Origin of the sequence: Pseudidiomarina gelatinasegens, from assembly GCF_004025325.1 — a bacterium.
Lineage (GTDB): Bacteria > Pseudomonadota > Gammaproteobacteria > Enterobacterales > Alteromonadaceae > Pseudidiomarina > Pseudidiomarina gelatinasegens.
Window position 1 is genome coordinate 98,806 of record NZ_RSFE01000004.1, and the last position, 16,354, is coordinate 115,159.

The 16,354-nt window shown below is 49.4% G+C and carries 15 protein-coding genes; 4 read left to right on the forward strand and 11 right to left on the reverse strand.

All coding sequences use genetic code 11. The features are described from left to right. The first annotated feature begins 57 nt into the window (after positions 1-57). From EGC76_RS06490 to EGC76_RS06505, 4 genes are read left to right on the forward strand one after another with little or no spacing between them, the layout of a single operon-like run. On the forward strand, positions 58-621 hold the full coding sequence (locus tag EGC76_RS06490; protein ID WP_128352192.1) for a type IV pilus modification PilV family protein: 564 nt from the start codon (positions 58-60) through the stop codon (positions 619-621). Further along, positions 621-1,457 (forward strand): type II secretion system protein, encoded by an 837-nt coding sequence (locus tag EGC76_RS06495; RefSeq protein WP_128352193.1) that lies wholly within the window; start codon positions 621-623, stop codon positions 1,455-1,457. Before EGC76_RS06490 ends, EGC76_RS06495 begins: the two co-directional genes overlap by 1 nt. Next, complete coding sequence (locus EGC76_RS06500) at positions 1,447-1,914, forward strand: pilus assembly PilX family protein (RefSeq protein WP_128352194.1); 468 nt, start codon at positions 1,447-1,449, stop codon at positions 1,912-1,914. The genes EGC76_RS06495 and EGC76_RS06500 overlap by 11 nt, the downstream gene beginning before the upstream one ends. Continuing rightward, complete coding sequence (locus tag EGC76_RS06505) at positions 1,901-5,848, forward strand: polymer-forming cytoskeletal protein (protein ID WP_128352195.1); 3,948 nt, start codon at positions 1,901-1,903, stop codon at positions 5,846-5,848. Before EGC76_RS06500 ends, EGC76_RS06505 begins: the two co-directional genes overlap by 14 nt. Before the next feature lie 68 nt (positions 5,849-5,916). On the opposite strand, the gene EGC76_RS12050 is transcribed toward EGC76_RS06505, so the two are convergent. From EGC76_RS12050 to EGC76_RS06560, 11 genes are all read right to left on the reverse strand, one after another. Then, positions 5,917-6,441, reverse strand: a complete 525-nt coding sequence (locus tag EGC76_RS12050; RefSeq protein ID WP_128352196.1) for a type II secretion system protein — start codon at positions 6,439-6,441, stop codon at positions 5,917-5,919. 47 nt (positions 6,442-6,488) lie between these two features. Continuing rightward, complete coding sequence (locus EGC76_RS06515) at positions 6,489-7,094, reverse strand: type II secretion system protein (protein WP_181950952.1); 606 nt, start codon at positions 7,092-7,094, stop codon at positions 6,489-6,491. 89 nt (positions 7,095-7,183) lie between these two features. Then, a complete protein-coding gene (locus tag EGC76_RS06520) occupies positions 7,184-8,404 on the reverse strand; it encodes a type II secretion system F family protein (RefSeq protein ID WP_128352197.1) in 1,221 nt (406 codons plus the stop codon). Next, on the reverse strand, positions 8,397-10,154 hold the full coding sequence (locus EGC76_RS06525; protein ID WP_128352198.1) for a GspE/PulE family protein: 1,758 nt from the start codon (positions 10,152-10,154) through the stop codon (positions 8,397-8,399). The genes EGC76_RS06520 and EGC76_RS06525 overlap by 8 nt, the downstream gene beginning before the upstream one ends. Before the next feature lies 1 nt (position 10,155). Then, complete coding sequence (locus EGC76_RS06530) at positions 10,156-11,223, reverse strand: tetratricopeptide repeat protein (protein WP_164876808.1); 1,068 nt, start codon at positions 11,221-11,223, stop codon at positions 10,156-10,158. Beyond that, positions 11,220-12,134 carry an ExeA family protein gene (locus EGC76_RS06535; RefSeq protein WP_128352200.1) on the reverse strand — a complete coding sequence of 305 codons (915 nt, stop codon included), beginning with the start codon at positions 12,132-12,134 and terminating at the stop codon, positions 11,220-11,222. Before EGC76_RS06535 ends, EGC76_RS06530 begins: the two co-directional genes overlap by 4 nt. 7 nt (positions 12,135-12,141) lie before the next feature. Beyond that, positions 12,142-13,782 (reverse strand): pilus (MSHA type) biogenesis protein MshL, encoded by a 1,641-nt coding sequence (gene mshL, locus EGC76_RS06540; protein ID WP_128352201.1) that lies wholly within the window; start codon positions 13,780-13,782, stop codon positions 12,142-12,144. Continuing rightward, complete coding sequence (locus EGC76_RS06545; RefSeq protein WP_128352202.1) at positions 13,779-14,132, reverse strand: hypothetical protein; 354 nt, start codon at positions 14,130-14,132, stop codon at positions 13,779-13,781. Before EGC76_RS06545 ends, mshL begins: the two co-directional genes overlap by 4 nt. After that, positions 14,119-14,763 carry a hypothetical protein gene (locus EGC76_RS06550; RefSeq protein ID WP_128352203.1) on the reverse strand — a complete coding sequence of 215 codons (645 nt, stop codon included), beginning with the start codon at positions 14,761-14,763 and terminating at the stop codon, positions 14,119-14,121. The genes EGC76_RS06545 and EGC76_RS06550 overlap by 14 nt, the downstream gene beginning before the upstream one ends. Beyond that, entirely contained in the window at positions 14,760-15,395 is a 636-nt protein-coding gene (locus EGC76_RS06555) for a PilN domain-containing protein (RefSeq protein WP_128352204.1), read from the reverse strand. Before EGC76_RS06555 ends, EGC76_RS06550 begins: the two co-directional genes overlap by 4 nt. After that, the gene (locus EGC76_RS06560) at positions 15,392-16,351 is read right to left on the reverse strand and encodes a hypothetical protein (protein ID WP_128352205.1); all 960 of its coding nucleotides are present in this window, start codon (positions 16,349-16,351) and stop codon (positions 15,392-15,394) included. Before EGC76_RS06560 ends, EGC76_RS06555 begins: the two co-directional genes overlap by 4 nt. Positions 16,352-16,354 lie beyond the last annotated feature (3 nt).

Genomic DNA, 16,354 nt, shown 5'->3' on the forward strand with positions numbered 1-16,354 from the left:
TATACAGAACAATATATCAACAAATTATAAGAAAAGTAGAAGCCTCGGAGTTTGTCCATGCTGCGCGATTCGCCCACATACTATCGCGGTACCAAAAGTCAGCGCGGTTTTACGCTGATTGAAATAATTATCGGTATCGTCGTGCTTAGTATTTCTATTGTGCTACTGACGGTATTGGTGTTCCCACAAGCGCAGCGCAGTGCTGAGCCACTTTTGCAAGTGCGCGCAGCGGCACTTGGCCAGGCTCTTATTGATGAAGTAAGTGGTAAGTCATTCGATGAAAATAGTGATCGGCAAGGTGGGTTAGAACGCTGCGGTGAGGTCGGTGCGCCGCCTTGCACCGCACCTGCCAACCTAGGCCCTGACGGGGAATCCCGCGAAGATTTTGATGACGTAGATGACTACCATCAATTAGAGATAACCTACCCAGCTTTAGAGGATGCCTTGGGAGACGACATTGCTGCGCGCTATGTCGGCTTTAGCTTCGCCATCGACATTTGCTACAGCGATGACGGCGGCCTGTGCCAAGGCGCGGTAACTTTATATAAGCGCATAGAGGTATCGGTAACCACGTCGTTCGGCCAAACCTTCACGTTTACTTCGATACGAGGGAACTATTGATGGGGCGCAATCGCGGTTTCACACTGGTCGAACTCATTATTGTTATTGTACTTTTAGCAATAACCGGGCTGTTCGTATTTAACTATTTAGGCTTTGGCGCCCAGATATTTCGCGATACCGCGGAACGCGATCAATTAGTTTCGCAGTCACGCTTCGCCGTCAACCGATTGGTTGCCGAGCTGCGAAACTCAATACCGCGTAGCGTTCGTGTTAGCCTAACCGACAACCAACGGTGTGTGGAATTTATGCCCATACTTGCTAGTAGCCAGTACTTGGATATTCCGCGCCCGGGCCCAACGGGAAATGACCCTTTTGTTGCAATCGCCCCGGCCACCAACCAATCGCTTGTCGGCGGTTATTTATTCGTTTACGCCACCAACAGCAGCTATATTTATGGGGGCTCAAACCAGCGCAGAAAGGTGGTCACCAATGTTAGCCCTGCCACGCCCCCGCAAGACAATGTGGTTGAAATTGAATACAGCACCAACCCATCATTCTTTGGTGCTGAGAGTCCGGCTCGCCGTTACTACATCGGCGGTGACCCGATAAGTTGGTGCTATGATGACGTGCGCAATGCGTTGGTTCGCTATGCCGGCTATGGCCGCACTATTAACCAGCCCTCACTTAGTACGCTGCAGGGAAGTACAGCAACCAGTGCCGAGCTGATGGCTGAGAACTTATTCAATAATTTGGGTGCTAACGAATTTCCGTTTTATCAATTCGAGGCAACCTTGCAGCGCAATAATTTAGTACAAATTGACTGGCGTTTTAGCCGAACAGCTGACCAGGAACCGCTGCAGCTATTACACGAGGTGCATATACCGAATGTTCCGTAAACCAAGTGTCCCAAACTTACGGCAACAGCGCGGCGCGGCTTTGGCCGTCGCGGTGTTCATTATCGTCGTCATGAGTTTAATCGGTACAGCCATGGTACGTATTTTGGGTGACTCCAGTAGCGCTACCGTCAGTGAAGTTTATGGTGCTCGCGCTCAAACAGCAGCACGTACTGGGGCAGAATTATTTTTAATGGATCTGTTTCCACATGATGCACCCGTTAACAGCAGTTTATGTACTGACCGAACCTCCGCTCCACCCGCTTTGGCGCGGGCAGAGCAAGTGTTTTCCATTAATGGACTAACAAATTGCTCCACAACGGTTTATTGCGATAAAGCGGTGTTAAGTAACCCTTATTCTGGGGTGCATTTTCGTATCGTTGCTGAAGGAAATTGCGAGGTTGGCGATATGACCTATTCAAAAGAAATAATGCTGGAGGCAAGTGATGGGGTTTATTAAAACAACGCTAAGCTTGCTTCTTTTTTTAGTGACCGGCGCGGCGGTAGCGCAAACTTATACCCTTTCCGGTAACGGTAATAACTGGGATGTACCGCCCGGATGTACCGCTAAAAATAATACCAATGTGACCTGTAATAGCTTAGTGCTGCAAGCTGGTGATACCATCATCACGGATGGTAAAACCATCATTGAGGTCACGGGTGATGTAAACCTAAACGGTGCGTCTATTTTGGTGGGCTCAAGCAGCGTTCCGCTAACCATTATTGCAAGTGGCAACATCACCACAGGGTTCCAATTCTCGGGAACCGTTAATTTTTCCGCGACGGGCAATATTTCTCTTGGCTATCAAAATACCATTACTGGGAATTTGGATGCCGCACAGATTACCACCGGTGGGTTAAGCCAAATTACTGGTAACTTAACCGGCAGCCAAATCACCACAAGCTATCAAGATACAATTGACGGTTCACTGAATGCGTCCGATAGCATTGATATAAATGGTCAAAATAATATAACGGGTGCAATTACCGGCACCAATTCCATTGTATTGCGCGCCGATAATTCAACTTTTGGTGGACCAATTACAAGTTCTGGCGCTATTTCTATTGGTAGCGGCCATGTTATAGATGGCAACATTTCCGGTACGGACGTAACCACAGATTCACCGGTAACCATTACCGGTAATGTCACTGCAACAGGAACCTTCACGTTAGCCAGTGGCAGTTCAATGGACGGTAACGTAAGCGCCGAAAATGTGCTCATCTTGGCTTCCAACAGCAACATTCAAGGCACAGTTAACGCCACGCAAAACATCATCATTGGCAACGGTTCAGGGATAACCGGTAACGCTAGCGCGGACTTCATCCAATTAGAAGCCAGCAATGCATATATTACCGGTAATGCAACCGCCACAACGGAAATTCAAATCGATTGGCAGGGCACTATTAGTGGCGACGTTTCGGCCCCGACAGTTGAAAACAACGGTGGTACCGTAGGCGGAACAACATACTGCGACGCAGGTGCCGGCTCAACACCACCCGAGTGCGACCCAAGCACCCCACCACCACCAGACAGCTGCTCATTGTTTAATGACCTTGCTGATTTTGGCATTGTTGGTTCAAACGGCTTTAATGCAGGTGGTGGCTCGCAAATTAACGATAACGACATCATTGATGAGACCGGTACTGGCGGCAATACCCCTACTCCGGAGGGAACCATCGATACCGTAGATCTTGAATTTCCACCATTAGAGCCCGCAACCTTTCCGGTATTTACCGGTTCAGGAACTGAGCAGAACGCAACCAACCTCGCGCCTGGAACCTACGGCACGATTCGCACCCAAGGAAACAACGCGGTTTCGTCAACGGCGGGCGGCGGCAACTATTATATTGAAGAAATAACCTTTTCGACCAATTCAAATACGCTCAACTTGGCGCCTGGCGATTACTTTATTAAAAGTATGGATTTGGGTAATAACTCGTCAATAAATATCGTTCCAGATGGCCCGGTTCGTTTATTTATCCGTGATGGCGTATTTGGTGGCAATGATATCTCCTTCAACAGCACCGGAAATGTTGGGAATTTAGTGGTCTACCTGTATGAAGGCGCTGACTTCGTTATCGGTAACTACTGCAATAGCGGCAATAATTGTCCAGAATTCACGTTTAATGGTCTTATCTATAGCCCATATGAAACCACCGACATTAATTTTGGTAACAATACCAACTTTCAAGGCGGGGCCTTAACCGCTGGCACTGTGACCTTAGGTAGTAACGCGAATATCTCTTACACCCCAGCAGTGCAAAATGAAGTAAACCAAGCTGCTGGGTGTACCCCTGAGCCTGCTGCTGTTGATCATTTCCGTATTCTTCACCCACAGCGGCAGGTTAGCTGTTTAGCTGCTGCAGTGGATATTATTGCCTGTGCCAATAGTGATTGTACGGAAACATACGATGACACCGTAACCTTTACGGCAACAGCGAGTGTTAGCGGAAGCACATGGCAAGGTAGCTCTGTAGTTAGTGCCACGGCCGAAAGTTCAAACTGGGAGTTTTTGAACGGCACGGGTAACGCTAGCCTACGTAATGTCAGTGGTGGTGTTACCGCCATTAGCCTAGCTAGTGCTGTCCCCACCGCGACTGAGCCGGTGCAATGTTATGACCCGTCAGGGGTCACGCCAACATCATGTGCGATTGACTTTGTCGCTGCAGGTTTGGCTATCACAGCGGCTGATGGCGTCAGTAATGTACCGAGCGACTTTGCGGGTAATGATTTCACGCTGGCCTTACGAGCCGTGGAAACAAATACTACCACCGGTGCCTGTATGGCCCGAGTTGAAGGTGCTCAGTCTGTCGATTTTGGCTTGGAGTGTACCAACCCACTGACGTGTCAGGCCGGCCAGAATTTTTCGCTCAATAACGCGTCAATTCCATTAAATAATAACGGCACAGCTATAACGACAAGCCCAATTTCCGTAAGCTTCGACAATACCGGTACAGCGCTGTTGACAGCGAATTATACGGATGTTGGGCAACTGCGCTTACACGCAGAGCTCGATTTAGCCGAAGACGTCGGTAACGGCGATCCTGACGTTACATTGACCGGAACCAGTATTAATGATTTTGTGGTGCGCCCGCATACGTTAGTCACGGCCGCACTTGATGATTTAGAAAATATTTGGGTAGCAACGACCGATACGGGAGCGGGTTTCACGGCAGCTGGTGAGCCGTTTACACTCATCGTTCAGTCGCTCAATGCCAATGGCAACCCCACCCCGAATTTCGGCCAGGAAGTTATAACGGCAGATGTACTCGCAGAATTTGATTCGATGGCCTATCCAATTCCGGCCGACCCGTCGAGCAATGCAAGTAAACTCACAATAACCAATCCGTTTACTGTCGATCCAACCTACAGCGGCGCTAAACGAACGACAGGTGCCGTTTGGCGCGAAGCAGGCACGGTTAATTTACGTGCGCGGCTAGGTGGCGATAGTTATTTAGGCGCCGGTGATGCATTCAGCCGACTGGTTAGCCCTATCGGCCGATTTTATCCTGACCGCTTTGTATTGAGCTCGTCGAGTGTTAGCGATAGTTGTTCTACCGGCAACTTTAGTTACATGGGGCAGCCGACCATTGGTGTTGCCTACACCATTGATGCGGTAAATACTGCCGGCGTATTAACACGTAATTATAATAGCGCCAGTTACTTAGGCACTGCAGAGTTTGAACTTGTTGCCGCGCATACCATGCCGCAAGACACTGTGGGCGATGAGTTTTCGACGCGCTTAGTCGCGCCAATAACGAGCACCTGGGTGGCCGGACAATATACGGTTCCCACCACGCCATCAGTGCAATTCAACCGCCGTCTTGATGAGGCCGCTGATGGTCCTTATCCGAACTTGCGCCTTGGCTTACGCGTGCTTACTGAACAAGATGCCCGAGCCTTTGCGAGTGCTTCTTTGATCACTCAGTCCGGCAACGCCACCGCGCTTAACGGCACGTTAGATTTACGCTACGGTAGAATGGTGCTTGAAAATACTTTTGGCCCTGAAGACGAACCGTTGCCAGTTGTCATGCGCAGTGAGTATTTTGACGGTCAACGGTTCATTCTTCATGGCGACGATTCGTGCACCGCAACCACACCGACAGCTCTTAATATTATTGATAACCCAAATGCCTTAGCAACAAGTGGCGAAGGTATCGACAGCGATTTGTTGCAGGGCGAATTGCAACTCGGGAATCTGCTATGGTCTGCGCCAACACCGCCCAATAACACGGGCGAGTTTCTATTCGAATACCAGACGGACAGTTGGTTGGAGTACCCTTGGTTGGACGAAGATGGCGACGGGCATCGGTTTCCACAAGCGACAGCAGGCTTTGGCCAATATCGCGGCAATGATCGAGTGATTTTTTGGATGGAACGGGTTGGGAATTGATTGGGGTTCGTTGTTAACGACAGGCAATAAAAAAGCGCCCAAAGGCGCTTTTTGTATCAATAAGTGAATTAACAACCCGTTGTCGTAACGGTGATTGTTGGGCGTGCGCCATCGGTAGTCACATCAGTGTACTCAACATAACACTCAGTAATTGTAGTGTGATCTGCCGCATCGAAGGTAGCTGTTGGTGTGGTACCTGCTGGAGCGAAACGAACTACGTTTGCAGTTACACCAATGTCGGCGTTATCTGTGTACGCAATATCCCAATCAGCAGCAGTAATATTCAACGCAGCAGTAATGCCTGCCGCAGTTGCTGCCGGATACCCGTAAACCACTTCAATACTATCCACCAAAACGTATCCAGCTGTTGGCGTAGCGCCGTCATCTGCGTCGCCTTCAACACCGGCGATAGCAGCTTTGCCATATACCAAGTCAGCAGCGCCGTTCATTGAGCCTTTCAAACCGCTTAGCGTTGACTCGCGGGCGTCAGTTGAGAAGTTGAAGAATTGTGGCGCGGCAGTAACGGCTAAAATGCCGAGTACCACGATAACGATGATCAGTTCGATCAGTGTGAAACCTTTTTGTGTTTTCATAACGCATTCCCTTTTAAAAAAAGTAGGAGTATTCCCCGAAGTATAAACTAATTATTGCTAAAAATACTTACCCCACCGGTACGTGGGTTGTAAACAAACACGTTACCGACGGATAGATAGTCGGTGCCACTTGGCGCGGCGGCCAAGTTTTTAATGGTATTTGCTAAATAGTACACACAAATATCATTGGTTCCGTTACTCTCGCGGGTCACGTAGTAACGGTTTTCACCCAACAGGGTAAAACTGGTGGTGGCGGTTGGAGCACCTTGCAAAATGGCTTGCATCATAGTGCGGCAATCTTCGCCGGTAATATTTAAATCGTGGGCATTGAGGTTGTCGTCACCGCTTACTGGGTAGCCGGTGCTGCCATCAACATTCACGGTAATGCCGTCCATAATAACAACAGCGCCAGCGCCATCAACGTTACCTTGTGGTCGCCCTCGCAGTTCCCATTCGGCACGCACAAGGCCCACCGCACTGGCAAAGCCACCGGCAACACCTTCTAGGGCTGCGTCTTCTGCGTCAGCTGTCACGCTGGTAAAGCGCGGTAAAGCTGAGGCTGCTAACAGACCAAGAATGACAACCACAATAATCAGTTCAATCAGGGTAAAGCCTGATTGGTTCGTTGTTGTTTTAGTTTGCACTGCTTGCATCCCTTATTCCCCGTGTGTTTATTATCATTTTTATCGAGAAACCACGCAAATATTAATGGTTATTCAATATTGTAAAATATTTGTTTTTTTTAACGACCGCGATAGGCATCCATCATCTCCCACATCGGTAAAAACACACCGAGTGCCATAACAGTTATTATAATCGCAACAAATACTAACATGATCGGTTCTATTCGCGCGGTCAAGCTCTTCAGATCATAGTCCACTTCGCGCTCATAGTAGCCCGCAACTTCAAACAGCATTTCATCAACTCGGCCCGTTTCTTCGCCAACAGCTATCATTTGCAATACCAATGGCGTAAATAGCTCACTGCTTCGGGCTGTACGCGTTAAACTTTCGCCACGCTCAATATTCCGTCGCATGTCATTAATGCGTCTGCTCATCCACGAATTATCAACTGCTTCCGCAACCAAGCCTAAGCCTTGAGTTAGCGGTACACCTGACTGCAGCATAACCGCAAAAGTTCGAGCAAAACGTGCCAGCAATGAGCGCATGATAATGTCACCGACCACCGGCATGTGGGTTTTCCACTGGTCCCACTTCAATTTTCCTGCTGCGGTTTTTACATAATTTATGGCGGCACCAATAGCAACCACAGTAACCACTAACATAGCTGGCCACCAATTCACAAAGAAGTTCGATGTGGCCAGGATAATTCGGGTTGGTAACGGCAGATCCACATTAAAATTAGCGAACATTTGTGCAAACGGCGGAATCACCCAAATATTAATGATCACGACAGCAGCAACCAGAGCCATCAAGATAAATGTTGGATAGCGCATGGCGGCTTTGATTGCTTTGCGGGTTTCTTGTTCTTTTTCTAAATATTCAGAAAGCTGCAAAAAAGCGCCTTCCAGCTCGCCAGTGTTTTCACCCACATGAACTATCGCCACTAACAGCCGCGGAAAAACGCGTTGGTGCGATGCCATAGCGCTAGAAAGCGGACGCCCCCGTTCTAACTGCTCAACGATGTCTTTTAGTATTTTGCCAAACCGGCGGTTACTGGTATTTTCAGCCAGGCCGTCGATAGCTCGCAGCAGCGGGATACCCGCTTTTGTTAATGCGTACATTTGGCGCGTAAACACAATCAAATCCGAACTGGTGATACGCGGCTCAAATAATTTTCGTTTTGGCGGTTCGTTCACGCCAATGCTATCGGGCTGTATCGCAAGAGGCGTGACGCCACGGCGCAACAACGTTTCTGCGGCAGAGCCTTCATTGGCTGCTTCAACGGTTCCCTGAACAATAGCGCCACCATGGTCACGACCGCGATACTTGAAGTTAGCCATCGAGCCCCTCCACTGTCGGCGGTGTTATCCGTAATTCTTTCTCTTCGACAGTTTCAGCCAGGAATAACACTTCATCAAGTGACGTGACACCCTGACGCGCATATTCGAGTGCAACACTTGCGAGCGGTTTGAAGCCCTCAGACTGGCGGGCGGCTTGTGCAAATTCACGCATATTGCTGTCACGTAACGCGTCAATCATGGCTTCGTTCATTTCTAATAATTCAAACACACCAATTCGGCCCTTGTAGCCGGTGTGATTGCAACTGCGACAACCCTTGCCACGCACAAAACCAGAACCGTCAACTGGAATACTCGAATCCATGCGCCGCAACAAAGTTAACTCCGCAGGCTCAGGGCTGTCCGCCACTTTACAGTTTTCACAAACGCGGCGAATCAAACGCTGCGCTAACACGCCGCGTAATGCAGCACCAACCAAGTAAGGCGCTGCGCCCATGTCGATAAGTCGCAGGGCACTGGTAATGGAGTCGTTGGTGTGCAATGTGGTTAACACTAAGTGACCGGTAATTGCACCACGCAAACCTATTTCTACGGTTTCATGATCACGCATCTCACCCACCATGATCACATCAGGATCTTGGCGCAAAGCCGTACGCAGCACGTTGGAAAAACTTAAGCCGATTTTACTGTTTACTTGCACCTGAGAAATTCGCGGCAACCGATATTCAACCGGATCTTCAACGGTAATTATCTTTTTCTCAGCTTGGTTAAGCTCACTAAGTGCGCCGTACAAGGTGGTGGTTTTACCCGAGCCGGTTGGTCCAGTTACAATCAACATACCATAGGGGCGATGAATCAAACGCCGCACACGCTCTAATATGTGGTCGGGCATACCCGTTTGCTCAAGATGCAACAACCCAGCGGACTGGTCGAGTAAACGCATTACACAGGATTCGCCGAACTGAACCGGCATGGTCGACACCCGCACATCAATGCTGTGATCGCGCACCTTAATATTGAATCGACCGTCTTGTGGCATACGTTTTTCTGAAATATCGAGCCCGGCCATTAGCTTCAAGCGTAATAACAAGGCATTCGCAATATTTGTCTCGGTCAATACGTTTTCTTGTAATACCCCGTCAACGCGCATGCGAATCCGCAAGGCGCGATCATCGGGCTCAATGTGAATATCTGATGCACGCACTTGGACCGCGTCGGCAAATATCGATTGCAATAACTTCGCAACCGTTGCCTCGTCATCGTCGTCATCTAACGACAATGCGCCGAGATCAAATTCGGCGCCGTCTTGGGTTTCCGTTTGTAGTTCTTTCGCAAACTGGGCGATGTCTTTGGTACGGCGATATAAATTATCAAATGCCTCGAGCAGGTCAGCGTCTGGAACAACCGCAAGCTTTAAATCACGAGGCTGAATATACTGAGATATTGCATCAACAGCAGCCAGGTCTGCAGGGTCACTCATACCCACCAACGCAGTTTTTTCATCGGCTTCAATCACTAACGCTCGATGCCGACGCGCCTGCACTTCTGGAATTAGATTGACGACCTGCTCGGATATTTTGCGGTCGCCAAGTTCAATTAACGGAATGTTGAGCTGACGCGCTAAAAACTCGAGCAGGTCGTGTTCCGCAATAAACCCTAAATCAATGAGGGTGACACCCAACTTACGGCCATTTTGCTTTTGGTCAGCCAATGCTTGCTGCAATTGGTTTTCACTGATCATGCCGTCTTGAACGAGTAAGTCACCAAGACGCATTTTTAAGCGTGGACGCATGTTAATAGCCCTCCAACACAGCTAAGCGCTGATCGATATAGGCGCGAGCATCATTGCCGAGTTCAGGGTATTGCAAGGCTTGTCGATAACACCGTACTGCAGCGTCAATGTTGTCGCCGTCTTCATAAGCAACTGCGGCTGCCAGCCACCAACGCTGCTCGCCATACTCAGCTGCGAGCGCCGTATAGTCTGCAGCGGCTTCATTGAAGTAACCCAACTGGGTGGCAGCAGCGGCACGTAGTTTTAATAATTCCTGTACTTCGGTGGCGTTCAAATCAATCGTGATTAATGCTGTATAGGCTTGTTCAACACGCCCAATACGCTCCAACATGCGCGCGTACAGCAATTGCCATTCACTTTGCTGGGGCTTCATATCCAGCCCCTGCTGCAATAATGTCAGCGCTCGTGTTGTCATGCCGCGGCCGTACCAATAGGCGGCTAGCTCCGACCGGACAATGACGTGATCGGGTTTTACCATCAGCGCTTTTTCAAGCAATTCCTGGCCACGTGCTTGTTCGCCTTTTTCCAAGGCTTCACGCGCTTTCGCTAGGTTCACTTCAGCAAGCTCAGTCGGTGACAGTTGAACCCGCGTCACTGCAAATGAGCTCTCTTTTTCTGCAGGTTCAGGCTTGGGTTTGGGTTGCGCAATCGCTACCGGCTCTTGCTTTGCGGGCTCTTGTTTTACGGGCTCGGCCTCAGCGGATTGCTCTTGAATTTGCTCAAGCGCGCGAACATCCACAATCGTTTGGGCTTGCTTCGGTTTTTCGGCTGCCGGCTTTGACTCAGGTTTTGGCTCAGACTTCGGTAACGTTGCGATTGAAGTTTGCTGGTTTGGCACCGGCTGCACGCCAACAATTTGCTCGCCCTCATTTGGCGTTGCTTTGTCGGCGGAGTACATCCACCATAAATTTAATGCGCCAACAATCACCGCCGCACTGATAACCACAATCGCGACTATCCACAGCCAATGAATGGGTTGAGGTGCAACTGCTGCAGGTGTGTAGGTTTGGTTCTTGGTCTGTTGCTGCCGCTGGTCAAGGTCGCGCAACATGCGATTAATCACGCTCATGACCATGCCTCCACAAACCAGTTTTGGCTATAACCATAAGCCGCAAGGCCAGCGAACAAAATTCCAGCCGCAAGCCACCAAGGCCACGTTGGCTTAGGTAATGTCGCATCTTCGGTGTCATCAACGGCCATGCGAACATGCTTCGCAGTCACTGGGTGAACCCCTTCGCCGTAGCAAAGCAGTAACGTTTTGTGGCACAACACATTTGCCAATCGCGGAATACCCCGACTTGCTTGGTGCAGCATGGTTACAACCTTACCATTAAAAATTGGCGCACCTTTGTAACCGGCGATATGTAGCCGATGCGAAATATACCGAGCCAGTTCATGAACGGTCATGGCCTGCAAGTAATAGCTAAATGAAATACGCTGGCGCAATTGCCGGTGCTCCCGGGCAGCTAAACGTTCATTCAGTTCAGGTTGTCCAAACAAAACAATATGCAGCAGCTTTCGACTTTCTGTCTCTAGGTTAGAAATCAGTCGTAAAGCTTCAAGAGAGTCACTCGGTAGCGCTTGTGCCTCATCGAGCACAATAACCACTGTGCGTTTTTCACCGTTAATTTCCAGCAACCGTTGTTGTATCGCTTGCGTGACTAATTGCTGGCTGCTGGCATCACTGATGTCCACTTGTAACTCACGCGCAATTTGCGCACGAAGTTCTTCGGGCGTTAAAAACGGATTGGGTATGTAAGCGGTCACATACTCGTCAGGCAGCTCATTTAAAAGCTTTCGGCATAACAGCGTTTTACCAGTGCCCACTTCACCAACAACTTTGATGAAGCCTTCACCCGTTTCAAGCGCTGTTAACAGAACTTCTAATGCCGCACGGTGGCCCTCTAAATCACAATAAAAGCTTGTATTTGGGGTTAGCGTAAATGGCAGTTCTGTTAAGCCGTAATGCTTTTGATACATAGCGGCCTCAGTTCCCGTACCATTGCTTCAAGATCTCACTTGAACGGTCGAGTTCGTCTTGCCACGTTTCAGCGCCAATTACAGTTGGACGAATTAATATAATCAGCTCTTTTTTCTGTTCTGTACGGCGCTTGCTTTTAAACAGGTTGCCAAGTACCGGAATATCACCAAGCAGTGGTGCCTTTGATTCATTATCGCTGTAGGACGTTTGCATCAGACCACCGAGCACCACAATTTCGCCGTTACGCGCTTTAACAATGGTGTCGCTTTCACGGATATTACTTTGCGCCAGCGGCAGCACGAAGGTGTCATTATTCAGCTTCACCACTTTTTCTTGTTCGGTGGTTTCAACTACTGACGGGTGGACATGCAAAATCACGTCGCCGTTTTCACTAATCTGCGGGGTAATATCTAATGAAATACCTGAGAAAAATGGTGTCAGTTCAATATTCGGTGTTGACGTTGTTGCGGTACCTGTAACCGTGGTAGTTGATACATTGGTGACAAAATACTCGTCTTCACCAATTTTAATCACGGCTTTTTGGTTATTCGCTGCGCTGACACGTGGGTTCGATAGCACCTGCACGTTACCTTGGCTTTGCAGCAAGCTCAGTGCCCCAGTAAAGTCGCCCACGTTAAGGGTCATACCAAACACACCACCAACGCTACCTGCAGATACACCTGAACCGCTCATGCTGATCGAGCCTACCGAATTACCGGCTTTGAACAAGTCGTTCCAATTGATACCTTGTTGATAGTCATCATTAAGCGCAACTTCAACAATGCGTGCCTCTAAAATAACCTGACGTTGCAACCGGCGTTGGGCTGATGCCATAAACTCGCGCGCGGCGCGTAGTTCAGAGGGTAACGCGGTAACAGTTACCAACCCGGCTTGCGGTGCTACCACAACGCGGCGGCCTTCACCGGTACCTACAATTCCTTCTAGAATAGCTTTTAGGTCACTCCATAAATCAGTTTCAGACGAACTGCTAATGGATGAACCATTCGTTTGCATGCCATTCATGTTTTGCGAAGCTTGGTTATTATTTGCGCCACCCTGATTGCCGAGTAAATTGTTATTGTTATTGCCGCCATATTGATTATTGTTATTGCGGTCACTGTCCTTAACGCCACCTGAACTAACACTCGTTTGCGACAGCCCCATGCGACGTAACGCTAAGTAATCCAGGGCAATTGTTTCACTACGCAGGCCTGCTGGAAATACCCGAACCATGTTGCGTTCTTTGCGCACGTCATAACCGTAAATGTCGCCGATAACGTCGAGTGTTTCAGTCAGGGTGACGTCTTTCAGGTTCACGGTAATCGTGCCTGTAACGTCTGGATGCACCACGATGTTATAGGGCGAGTCTGTGGTTAAGCCGGCAAAAAAGTCTGCTGCGGGAACATCGTTAGCGGCAATTGAAAAGCGTGGTTCGGCAAGCAATTGAGCGCTCGCGTTGCGTAGTTGCGCGCTGTCATTCGCCAAGCTCTCGCGCACCGAGTCGGGCAGCGGTGGTCGTTCCGAGTTAGCGCGCACATTGCCACGCTCTTGCAGCGCTTGCTGCGCCTCAACCGGCTTGCGCTCTGGATTGTGTGCGCAAGCGGTGAGCACAACCAGTGCCACTACGATGATGCCCGCTCTTATCATAAACCGCTCCTAGCTGCCTGACTGCCGCGCTTTTTTGTGAATCCAAAAAGGCGCAACGTTAGTAACTTATTGGTTCGTTGGTCGCGCAAGGTAACCTGACTCATTTCGATTGTTTCAACCGTATAGCTATTCAATTTATCACCTGGGTAAAGCCGTTCACCATTAATCAAAGCTGAACGTTCTGTACCTATCCATTGTATTGATTGTAAATTTAAACGTTCCGTCGAACTTTCCCCTGCTTCACTGCGTTCAATCACGCGTGGCGGAGCCGTAGGGTCGCTCAATGCCTGAGCATACGACGACGCAGGCACCATCAGAATCAACAATGTTGCGAAACTAACTCGCCACATAATCACGCTCCAAGCTGATGGTATAAATTTCTATTGTTGCCTCGGCCTCTGGCGCCTGAAGAACCTTATAATCCAAACGCTGCCAATAAAAAGACCAATCTAATTGTTCCAGTTGCTGTAAATAATTTGCGAGTGCGAAATAATTGCCTTTAACAACCAGTTGCAACCGATGACGATAAATTGCTGCTTCCGCTGTTTCTGTGTCTTGATAAACTTGCTCAGCAGGCAACGCCTGCGCTGACACAACTTTCACACCGCGCGCTTGATTCAGCAACGCTTTTAGCAAGGCTCGGTTATCCGCCGCACTCACATAATTCGCTTCTTGATTCAGTTGCTGGTTCACTTGAACCAAACGTTGTTGCAACTGTTCCAGCCGGCTTCGCTGCGCCGCTTGCGGGTCACCCGCCAAGCGCGTTTCAACGGACGCCACTTCCCGCTCGATTTGTTCAATCAATACTTGTTGACGTTGCTGTTGCGTCCGCTCAGTTTGAATCACTTCAAGTGCTGGACGCACGCCAAACCAAAAACCTAAATACACGATGAGAAATAACGCAACCACAAACCAAATGCGGCGTCGTTTCACGTCAACCTGCTCAAATTTATTTTTCCACAGCAGCCATTGTTCTTTCATTGCGCTGCTCCTGCGCTACGGCTTGGCTGACTGCTTAATAAACTGCTGTGCTGCAAACTGCCCACGGTGAAATCTAATACACCTGATGAAGCATTATCGCGCAGTTCAAACACACCAAATTGGCGACCGCTTAATGATGGATAGTTCGAAAAGCTCGCAAGCCAAACCGGCAGTGCACTTGCATTGGCGGTTTTACCCTGCAACGTAAGTTCACTATTTGTCACCAGAATACGCTGCAGCCAAATTGCTTCAACGTCGGCTTGAGCAAGTTCATTGAGTAAAGTTGCAAAACTAACCTGGCTACTTTCAGTAATCTGCTGCATTTGCTGCAGCAAACGTTGGCGTTGCCCCAGCTGTAACTCGGTTTGCTCAATGCGTTGTTCAACATCTGGATTATTCATTGCCGCGCGCAACTGCTGCTGTTTCGCTGCGAGTTGCTGCTGGGCTTGGCTCAGTGCATGAGCCGCCCGCTGCGTGTTAATCTGCTGCTGACTCGCCCAAAAGTGGATACCGATGCCCAGTACCACCGCAACCACCAACAGTGACGCGGTCGCACCCACAACACGATTAAATGTGAGTTTTTCTCGGCTAGGTTGAAGCTCGCTTAAATACAGGTCCGCTAAATGCTTCATGCGGCTACCTGCTTTGCATTTCGCAATTGCTGCGCCAGCATCACACCGCCAAGCACTGGAAAGTCAGAAAAATCGCCCACCGCGAGTTCTTGCGCCCACGCAGGGTATTCCGCCCAGCGTGATTCGAGCCCAAGATCTTGATTCAGTTGTTTGGCGATGCTTTGGCGATGCTTTGACCCCACAGCGATAATAAGCTCGCGAATCGGGCGTTGTCGTAACTGGCGTTCAAAGTAATCTGCTGAGCGCTGCACTTCGACACTTAACGGCGATGCACCGCCAAGGTCAATTTCATCGGCGCCTAACTGCGAGAGTTGCTCAAGACTCCGAACCACCCGGTTCACCTGCAGCTTGCCTTGCGCGTACACCTGCAATAATGCTGGCTCTAGATCATGTTGGTAAGCAACTACCGCTGGCTCATTTTGGTCAGTGAACAACTGTGCGATAGCTTGTTCTTCAGAGAAAATGCCAAGAATATTTTCGGTAACCTGATGTATCTCGTTTAATACCGGCTGCAACACCTTGCGGTCAGCCACAATGGCATTAATCTTGTCTTGTCCTGCCAATTGCACGGGCGCATCATAATAGTCCGCCACAATATCAGTTGGCGGCAACGACACTAAATCGCGCAGGTTGTAGCGCAATGCTTGAGTAATTTCTTCGGCTGGAAGATTCGGTCGTTCTAACTGCACGCTTTGATATACCGACGGGCCCAAAATCACCACTGCCATCGGGCTACCCTTGGTATAACGCGAATACCTATTGGACAACTCCCGAATTGCGGCGGCAGAGTCGCCATTCGTAACTTCAATATGATCAGACACAATCAAGGCAGGAGCGTGCTCAGGGTCATTATCGCCAAATTCAGCGATTGCAAGCGACACGTATCCCGATGCCAACGCGTACGTAAGCACTAGGCGATTGTTGTGTTTAGCGCGCCACAAACGAATCAATGTCATTTC

Excerpts from the sequence above, each read along its gene's own strand:
- EGC76_RS06530 (WP_164876808.1), bottom strand. The coding sequence starts at position 11,223 with ATGAGCGTGATTAATCGCATGTTGCGCGACCTTGACCAGCGGCAGCAA.
- EGC76_RS06490 (WP_128352192.1), top strand. The coding sequence starts at position 58 with ATGCTGCGCGATTCGCCCACATACTATCGCGGTACCAAAAGTCAGCGC.
- EGC76_RS06500 (WP_128352194.1), top strand. The coding sequence starts at position 1,447 with ATGTTCCGTAAACCAAGTGTCCCAAACTTACGGCAACAGCGCGGCGCG.
- EGC76_RS06520 (WP_128352197.1), bottom strand. The coding sequence starts at position 8,404 with ATGGCTAACTTCAAGTATCGCGGTCGTGACCATGGTGGCGCTATTGTT.
- EGC76_RS06560 (WP_128352205.1), bottom strand. The coding sequence starts at position 16,351 with ATGACATTGATTCGTTTGTGGCGCGCTAAACACAACAATCGCCTAGTG.
- EGC76_RS06505 (WP_128352195.1), top strand. The coding sequence starts at position 1,901 with ATGGGGTTTATTAAAACAACGCTAAGCTTGCTTCTTTTTTTAGTGACC.
- EGC76_RS06545 (WP_128352202.1), bottom strand. The coding sequence starts at position 14,132 with ATGTGGCGAGTTAGTTTCGCAACATTGTTGATTCTGATGGTGCCTGCG.
- EGC76_RS12050 (WP_128352196.1), bottom strand. The coding sequence starts at position 6,441 with ATGAAAACACAAAAAGGTTTCACACTGATCGAACTGATCATCGTTATC.
- EGC76_RS06525 (WP_128352198.1), bottom strand. The coding sequence starts at position 10,154 with ATGCGTCCACGCTTAAAAATGCGTCTTGGTGACTTACTCGTTCAAGAC.
- EGC76_RS06515 (WP_181950952.1), bottom strand. The coding sequence starts at position 7,094 with ATGCAAGCAGTGCAAACTAAAACAACAACGAACCAATCAGGCTTTACC.
- EGC76_RS06550 (WP_128352203.1), bottom strand. The coding sequence starts at position 14,763 with ATGAAAGAACAATGGCTGCTGTGGAAAAATAAATTTGAGCAGGTTGAC.
- EGC76_RS06555 (WP_128352204.1), bottom strand. The coding sequence starts at position 15,395 with ATGAAGCATTTAGCGGACCTGTATTTAAGCGAGCTTCAACCTAGCCGA.
- EGC76_RS06495 (WP_128352193.1), top strand. The coding sequence starts at position 621 with ATGGGGCGCAATCGCGGTTTCACACTGGTCGAACTCATTATTGTTATT.
- EGC76_RS06535 (WP_128352200.1), bottom strand. The coding sequence starts at position 12,134 with ATGTATCAAAAGCATTACGGCTTAACAGAACTGCCATTTACGCTAACC.
- mshL (WP_128352201.1), bottom strand. The coding sequence starts at position 13,782 with ATGATAAGAGCGGGCATCATCGTAGTGGCACTGGTTGTGCTCACCGCT.